Annotated in this window: 7 protein-coding genes and 1 riboswitch; of the genes, 6 read left to right on the top strand and 1 reads right to left on the bottom strand. The window is 72.0% G+C overall.

Annotation, left to right across the window (positions count from 1 at the left end; genetic code table 11):
- From ETD85_RS58140 to ETD85_RS58125, 4 genes are all read left to right on the top strand, one after another.
- A partial coding sequence (locus ETD85_RS58140; RefSeq protein ID WP_138698389.1) for a serine hydrolase domain-containing protein occupies window positions 1-1,154 on the top strand: 1,154 nt, incomplete at its 5' end.
- Between the two features lie 300 nt (window positions 1,155-1,454).
- Window positions 1,455-1,658, top strand: a complete 204-nt coding sequence (locus ETD85_RS58135; protein WP_138698388.1) for a hypothetical protein — start codon at window positions 1,455-1,457, stop codon at window positions 1,656-1,658.
- A gap of 219 nt (window positions 1,659-1,877) precedes the next feature.
- Entirely contained in the window at window positions 1,878-2,831 is a 954-nt protein-coding gene (locus ETD85_RS58130; RefSeq protein WP_138698387.1) for an NAD(P)H-dependent flavin oxidoreductase, read from the top strand.
- Between the two features lie 181 nt (window positions 2,832-3,012).
- Window positions 3,013-3,975 (top strand): sulfotransferase family protein, encoded by a 963-nt coding sequence (locus ETD85_RS58125; protein ID WP_138698386.1) that lies wholly within the window; start codon window positions 3,013-3,015, stop codon window positions 3,973-3,975.
- Between the two features lie 60 nt (window positions 3,976-4,035).
- On the opposite strand, the gene ETD85_RS58120 is transcribed toward ETD85_RS58125, so the two are convergent.
- A complete protein-coding gene (locus ETD85_RS58120; RefSeq protein ID WP_138698385.1) occupies window positions 4,036-4,947 on the bottom strand; it encodes a glycoside hydrolase family protein in 912 nt (303 codons plus the stop codon).
- 276 nt (window positions 4,948-5,223) lie between these two features.
- Window positions 5,224-5,345: riboswitch (SAM riboswitch) on the top strand.
- A 54-nt stretch (window positions 5,346-5,399) separates the two neighbouring features.
- Between ETD85_RS58120 and ETD85_RS58115 the strand changes: the two genes are divergently transcribed.
- Both ETD85_RS58115 and ETD85_RS58110 read left to right on the top strand, forming a co-directional pair.
- Entirely contained in the window at window positions 5,400-6,491 is a 1,092-nt protein-coding gene (locus ETD85_RS58115; protein ID WP_138698384.1) for an ABC transporter substrate-binding protein, read from the top strand.
- On the top strand, window positions 6,470-7,676 hold a 1,207-nt coding region (locus tag ETD85_RS58110; protein ID WP_240780105.1), incomplete at its 3' end, for an ABC transporter ATP-binding protein. The genes ETD85_RS58115 and ETD85_RS58110, both read left to right, overlap by 22 nt.

Below are 7,676 nucleotides of genomic sequence, written 5' to 3'. Positions count from 1 at the left end.
CCCAGCTCGGCGCCTCAAGTCCGTGCCCGCCGCCGGCCGTCGTCCGGCCGGACCCGGACGCGGCGATCCCGCCGATCAACTCCGCCGCGCTGGAGCAGGCCATCGCGGGCCTGCCCGCCGCCGACGCCACCGCCGCGATCGTGCGGGTGGGCGGCAGCAAGGGCTCCTGGTCGGGCGTGAGCGGCGTTGCCGACCTCGCCACCCTTCGCAAGGCCTCCGCACACGTACGCTTCCGGGCCGGCAGCGTGACCAAGATGTTCACCACCGCGGTCGTGCTGCAACTCGTGGCCGAAGGCCGGATCTCGCTCGCGGGGACCGTCCAGGACTACCTGCCGGGCCTGCTCCCCGCCTCCTACCCCGAGGTGCGCGTGGGCCAGCTGCTGAACCACACGAGCGGGCTGCCCGCGCCCACCCTGCCCGGCACGTTCGAGTGGGCCTACCGGACCCGGTTCAAGACCTGGACGCCGAACGAATACGTCGCGCTGGCCGTGCGGAACCCGATCGAGTTCACCCCCGGAACCAGGCAGCACTACCTCAACACCAACACGTTCGTGGCCGGGCTGCTGATCGAGCAGGTCACCGGGCGCTCCTACGAGCACGAGGTCACCGCCAGGATCCTGCGCCCGGTCGGCATGCGCGACAGCTACCTGCCCGGCACCTCGCCCCGCATCCGCGGCCCGCACCACAAGGGCTACCAGAGCGTGCCCGCCGGCTTCGACGACGCCATCCCTTACGGCGACAGCCACGTGGTCGACATGACCGAGACCAGCGTCACCTCCACGTGGGCCTCCGGCGACCTCATCTCGACCACGGCGGACCTGGAGAAGTTCGTCAAGGCGCTGTTCTCCGGCATGGTCGTGCCGACGGCCCAGCTGGCGCCGATGTTCACCGTCCCGGACGTCACGATGTACGACGAGTGCGGCAACCAGCCGGCCGTCTACACCTCCGGCATGACGAGGCTGGTCCTCCCCGGCGGGATCGTCGCCTACGGCAAGACCGGCGCCCGCCACGGCTACGCGGCCGGCGTCGGGGCGACCCGCGACCTGAGCCGCACCCTGGTCTATTCGGTCAACTCGACCGACGCGAAGGCGTCCGGCCAGAACCAGCGCACGCTCGGCATCGCGGTGGCCGCCTTCGCCGAGCCGGACGCGTGAGCGCGCATCCCGGGGGCACTTGGCAGCGGGAAGTGGTTTCCGGAGAAACACGGCGCTGAGTCGTCCGCCGGGCCATCTGCCCGAGGCCGAGGAGCGCCGACGTACCTACCGTCTTCGACGGACGGCGTCCTGATCTCGGGGCCCACGACGATCCCGGCCCCCGGGCGGCCGTCCAGCCTGACCACGTGGGACAGCACGATCAGGCCCTGCCTGTACACGGCGCCCGACGGCTCGGCGTACATCTTCAACGCGACCGCGTCCGGCACCTGCGTGACGCCGCCTCCGCCTCCGTCGTACCCGGTGGCGCGTTCGGAGACGCGCCAGGGCGGCGGGGCCACCGCCGGCGCGGCCATCCAGAACGGCACCCAGGCCGCCCGCGCGGCGGTGCTCGCCGCGGGTGTCGCATGCGCGAACTGGCAGACGACATCCGCGTTCGTGTGGGCCGCGCCGGGCGGGGTCTGGCACATCTACGACGTCACGGTCTCCGCCACCTGCACGAACTGAGCCCGTCCGCTCGTCACACCCGGCGTCCGGAGCACCCCTCTGCGCCGCCCGCACGCACTGGACTCGTCCGCTCGTCACGCCCGGTCTCTGGAGGGGAGGTCCGGGGAAGCGTCCCCCCTGCGCGTGCCGGCCCCCTCTACTCCCCACGCCCGGCGTTCGGGAGGGGAGGCCGGGGAGGGAGAATCGTCTCCGACGGCGGTACGAGCGGAGGGGTGGGCGATGTTGCGGACCTGGGTGACCGATCGGTTCGGGCTGGAGCTGCCGGTGGTGGGCGCGCCGATGGCGGGCGTCAGCGACGGGCGGCTGGCCGCGGCCGTGTCCGCGGCGGGCGGGCTCGGCATGTTCGGCGTCCCCGCCACCGCGGCCCCTTCGTGGGTCGCTCAGCAGGCCGCGGTCGCCGCCGGCGGCGGGCGTCCGTACGGCATCGGGTTGATGGCCTGGGCGCTCGGTGAAGGGGCCGGCCTGCTGGACGCGGTGCTCGACGCCCGGCCCAGCCTGGTGTCGGTCAGTTACGGTCCCTTCGGCCGCTACGTCGAGCCGTTGCGGCAGGCCGGCATCGTCGTGGCCGTCCAAGCGGGCACCACGGACGAGGCGCGCGCCGCCGAACAGGCCGGGGCGGACGTGGTGGTGGCGCGCGGCGGTGAGGGTGGCGGGCACGGCCGCGCCGAGGTGGCCACCCTGCCCCTGCTGCAGAGCGTGCTGGACGCGGTGAGTGTTCCCGTGCTGGCGGCCGGGGGCATCGCCGGCGCCCGCGGGCTGGCCGCCGTCCTCGCCGCGGGCGCGGACGGCGCCTGGGTGGGTACGGCCTTCCTCGGCTGCGCCGAGACGACCCTCTCCGACCCGGCCAGGGAACGCGTGATAGGCACGAGCGAGACCGGCACGGCCTACGGCCGCGTCTTCGACGTCGCCCAGCGGCTCGACTGGCCCCCGGAGTTCGGCGGGCGCGCCCTGCGCAACGCGTTCTTCGACCGGTGGGACGGGCGGGAGGAGGAGCTGGCGGCGGACGAGGGCGCGCCTGCCGAGCTGGCCGCCGCCCGTCGCGCGGACGACTTCGACACCGCCTACGTGTACGCCGGCCAGGCCGTGGGCATGGTGCGGGAGCTGCGCACGGCCGCCGAGGTGGTCGGGGAGTTCGCCGGAGCGGAAAAGCTCCTCAGCCGGTTCAAGTCCTGAGCCGGGCAAGTTTTCAGCCGGTGTACGTCCGGAGCGGCGGGGCAACTCTTGAGCCGGGTCACGTCCTGAGCCGGGTCAGAATCTGAGGTGCTACCAGGGGCGGTCTGGCGAGGCGGGCTTGCATTAACGATATATTTGGTAGGTAATTGGGCTATTGGCTGTCTCGCTCGAGAGGACGACCATGTCCCTACCGGATTTCTTGATCGTCGGTGTGCCCAAGGCGGCCACAACGGCGCTCCACGCCGCCCTGCAGTTGCACCCGGACCTCTACATGTCTCCGGTCAAGGAGCCCAAGCACTTCCTCACCGACGGCGGCCCGCCGCCCACCAGGGGCGGGCCGGGCGACGCCCAGACCTACCGCGAGCACGTCTGGCGGCGCGCGGACTACGAGGCCCTGTTCGCCGGCGCCCCGGCCGGCGCCCTGACGGGCGAGGCCACCCCGTTCTACCTGTACGACCTGGACGCGCAGCGGCGCATCCGGGCCGCCATCCCCGGCGCCCGGCTCATCGTGATCCTGCGCGACCCCGTCGAGCGGGCCCACTCCAACTGGACGCACCTGTGGTCGGCCGGGCTCGAACCGCTGGACGACGTGGTACGCGCCTGCGAGGAGGAGGAACGCCGGATCGCCGCCGGATGGGCGCACTTCTGGCACTATGTCGGGCTCGGCCGCTACGGGGAGCAGCTGGCGCACCTGTTCACCCTGTTTCCCCGCGAGCAGGTGCTGATCTTCCGTTACCGGGACCTCGTCGACCGGCCCGCCGAGACGCTCGACCGGATCTGCGGCTTCCTCGGCGTACGGCAGGGCCTCCTCACCGAGCTGCCCAAGGAGAACGTCACGGCGCATCCCGACCCGAACCCCCTGCACCGCCTGCTCTCGTCGGCCCGGCGGCGGCTGCCCGCCCCGCTGGCCCGGCTCGTCGAGAACCTGCTCCAGCGCCGCGGCAGATCCCGCCGGCCGCTGACGTGGGACCAGCGGCGGCGGCTCCTGCCGTACTTCACCGAGGACATCCTGCTCCTGCAGGAGGTCACCGGCGAGGATTTCAGCGACTGGCTGGGGCCGCGGACGCGCTCGGGCGGCCTGGTCGGCACCCGGCCGCCCGGCCGGTACCAGTCCAGGAACGGCCGCCCGGCCGCACCTCGATGACTCGCCGCACGCGCAACGGTCCTCGCCGATTCAGCACGGCTCCAGCCGCGCCTCGCTGATTCAGCGCAGCTCGGTGCGCAGCTCGTGGGCCCCGTCGGCGCGGGTGTACTCGTAGTAGATGCGGGTGCCGCCGCCCGGCAGGTCCACGAGGTCGAGGTAGCGCAGCCCGCCGCCCCCGTGCGGCGAGACGGCCGCAGGGGCGTCGCCGTACGGGGTCAGCGCCGCGGGATCGACGCCTGCCGCGATCCCCGTGCGCTCCTCGTAGTTCTCCGCCGCGGACGCCCGGCCGTCGTAGAAGGCCGCCACCCGGTCGCCGGAGAAGCGCACCGCCGTGATCCGCACGCCCCTGGCGTCCCACAGGCCGGGCCGGCCGCTGAGCGCCGTGCCGTGCCAGGTCCACTCCAGCCCGTCGGCGCTGGTGGCGTAGTCGGTCACCATGCGGTCCGCCTCCTCGGGGTCGGCCAGCGGGTGGCAGGACGCCCACAGGTGCCACACCCCGTCCCGCTGGACGATCACCGGGTCCTTCACGCCGGTCTTCGGGTCACCGGGCAGCACGGTCCTGCGCGAGCGCGGGTCGAAGGCCGCCGGACCGGCCGCCTCCAGCACCTCCACCCGCCAGTGCTTGGTCCCCTGGGTGGCGCAGCTCAGGTAGAGCCGCCAGCGGCCCTCGGGCGTACGGACGAGCGTGGGCCGCTCCAGCGACTCCGTGTCCATCTCCGCGCTGCTGATCGTCACCAGCGGCTCGAACCGCTCTCCGTCGGCCGACCCGGCCACCACGACCGCGTAGCCCCTGCCCTGGCCCAGCGGCCGGCGCAAACGGTAGGCCAGATAGATCTGCCCGTCGGCGGCGACCGCGCTCGGCGCCCCCGCCCAGTGCCCGTCTCCCCCGGTCTCCGGCTCGACCGCGACGACCGCGCGATCCGGCGTCGGGAGCAGGGCCTCAAACCCGCGGGCGTCCTCATTGATCGACATGGGGTCGAGACTAGGCCACGGTACGGAGCCGGGCATGGCGCTCACCTTCCCTTTGCGTACGACACAGCAATCCCTGCATTCCCTATTAACTTTACGGCAAATTGACCATGGACGCCGGGTGGCCCGGCCGTGACGGACAGAGGATTAGGCGATGCGCCGCTTGGGGTAGGCAACGGGATGCTGACCCCAAGTTTGACCTAACGTAGGCAGAGAGGGTCGAATAGCTACAAACCACCCAGGGAGATTTGACATAAAACCGACTGGTATAGTGGTTTTTGTCATGAGTCCAGTGCGAAGCCCCGGCTTGCTGGACGGCAACCCTCCCAACCGTGGCGGGGTGCCCCGGGTGATGACATGGTCGTCGAGCTGAACGGTGCTCCCGGCGGCAAGCACGGTTCTTGAGCCGTGCCCTGCCTCCGCGCCCTTGGCCGGCTGCTGGGATCGGAAAGGGAATGATGAAGGGCGGAGTCACTCGCCTCACGGTGGCGGCCACGGCGGTCGCACTGGCGCTCACTGCCTGCGGCGGCGTGGACACGGGCGGCGGCACATCGGACAAGGCGCAGCAGGAGCTCACGGTGACCGCGTTCGCGGGCGCTTGGGGAGAGCTGTTCAAGAAGTCGTTCGTCGAGCCGTTCGAGCGCGACACCGGGGCGAAGGTCAACCTCGTCTACGGCGCGAACGCCGAGTGGCTCACCAAGCTGCGTGCGGCCGGGGGCAAGAACCCGCCGTTCGACGTCATCGCCTTCACCCCCGACGCCTCGCTGCCCGCCGCCTCCGCGGGCCTGCTCCAGCCGCTCCAGACCGACAAGCTGGAGCACTGGAAGGACCTGGACCCCACGCTCAGCTCCAAGTCGGCCTACGACGGCAAGCAGTACGGGGTGCCGCTGACCACCGGCTCGACCGGCCTCATGTACCGCAACGACAAGATCAGCCCCGCGCCGACGGACTGGTCGGACATCTTCGACAAGAAGTACTGCGGCCACGTCGCGCTCCCCCCGCTCACCTACAACCCGGGCCTGGAGTTCTTCTCCGCCCTGGTCACCTCGCAGGGCGGCAAGCTGTCCGACCCGGCGGCGGTGGACAAGGCGTTCGACACCCTGAAGACGCTGAAGGGCTGCGTGTCGTCCTTCCCCGCCAACGCGGGCGCCGCCGCCACCGTCATCGAGAACGGCGACGCCTGGATCATGCCCTTCTGGGACGGCCGCGCGTTCGCCATGGCCAAGAACGGCTCCCCGATCAGCTTCACCTACCCCAAGTCCGGGGCCGTGGGGGCGCTGACCTCGTACTTCGTCGCCAGCGGCACCCAGCACAGCGAGCTGGCCACGAAGTTCCTCGACTACCTCACGGCGGCTGACAACCAGAAGCCGTTCGCCGAGGGCACCTGGTACGCCGCGGGGAACGACACGATCGACTACAACGACGACTTCGAGCAGTGGGTCGAGCACGGGCCCGAGGTCTACAAGAAGTTCGCCTGGGTCGACTACTCGGTCGCCACTCCCAAGCTCAACGAATGGCAGCAGCGGTGGAATCAGATCTTCGGCTGATCGAGCTGCCCGAGGAGGGCGCCGGGCACGTCGAGATCGAAGGGCTGGCCGCCGGCTACGAAGGCGCCCGCGTGCTCGACCTGGACCGGCTGTCCATCCGCAAGGGCGAGTTCCTGTCCATACTCGGGCCCAGCGGCTGCGGCAAGACGACGCTGCTCAACTGCATCGCGGGCTTCGTACGGCCCACGGCCGGGCGGATCGTGATCGACGGCTCCGACGTGACGGACCGTCCGCCGTACCGCCGCGGGCTCGGGATGGTCTTCCAGAACTACGCGCTCTTCCCGCACATGACGGTCGCCGGCAACGTCGCGTACGGGCTGCGCGTCCGCAAGCTCGGCAAGGCCGAGCGCGACGAGCGGATCCGCGAGGCGCTGCGCCTGGTCGGGCTGGAGGGGTACGCCGAGCGGCGGCCCGCGCAGCTGTCCGGCGGCCAGCAGCAGCGGGTGGCGCTCGCCCGCGCCGTGGCCATCCGGCCCGCCGTCATGCTCCTGGACGAGCCCCTGTCCAACCTCGACGCCAAGCTGCGCAGGGAGATGCGGGTCGAGCTGCGCGCCATCCAGCGGCGGATCGGCACCACGATGGTGTTCGTCACCCATGACCAGGAGGAGGCGCTGGCGCTCTCCGACCGGGTGGCCGTCATGAACGGCGGCCGGATCGAGCATCTCGGCACCCCTGACGAGGTCTACCGGCGGCCGGCGACCCGGTTCACGGCCCAGTTCATCGGCGCCGCCAACGTCCTGGAGGGCACGGTGACCGGCTCGGGCGCGCTCGACGCCGGCGGGGTCGTCGTGGACTGCGGGCCGCTGCCGGTCGGGCCGGGCGAGCGGGTCGTGGTCGCCGTCCGCCCCGAACGCATCCGCCTGTACGCCCGGGGCGCGACCACCGAAACCGAAACAGGAACCGGTACCGGCACCGGCACGGACCTGCGCGCGGACGCCTCCGAGGCGGGCGGCGTGGCGGGGACGGTGGGGTACCGGGCCTTCGCGGGCGACGCCTGGCACGTGGAGGTTCGGCTGGCCGACGGCCGCGCGCTGAGCGTGCAGGTCCCGGACACCGGCGCGGGCGCCGCCGACCCGCCCGGCGCGGGCACGCCGGTCCTCGCCCGCTGGGACCCGGCCGACGTGATCGTCCTGGAGACAGGAACAGGAACAGGAACGGGGGCGGGGACCTGTCTCTTATACACCT

The organism is Nonomuraea zeae (assembly GCF_005889725.1).
Classification (GTDB): domain Bacteria; phylum Actinomycetota; class Actinomycetes; order Streptosporangiales; family Streptosporangiaceae; genus Nonomuraea; species Nonomuraea zeae.
The sequence above is the reverse complement of the archived record's forward strand: the minus strand, read 5'-3'. Positions and strand labels throughout refer to the sequence as shown.

What these genes read in the sequence shown, in the direction of transcription:
- ETD85_RS58130 (WP_138698387.1), top strand. Translation starts at nt 1,878, where the DNA reads ATGTTGCGGACCTGGGTGACCGATCGGTTCGGGCTGGAGCTGCCGGTG.
- ETD85_RS58125 (WP_138698386.1), top strand. Translation starts at nt 3,013, where the DNA reads ATGTCCCTACCGGATTTCTTGATCGTCGGTGTGCCCAAGGCGGCCACA.
- ETD85_RS58120 (WP_138698385.1), bottom strand. Translation starts at nt 4,947, where the DNA reads ATGTCGATCAATGAGGACGCCCGCGGGTTTGAGGCCCTGCTCCCGACG.
- ETD85_RS58115 (WP_138698384.1), top strand. Translation starts at nt 5,400, where the DNA reads ATGATGAAGGGCGGAGTCACTCGCCTCACGGTGGCGGCCACGGCGGTC.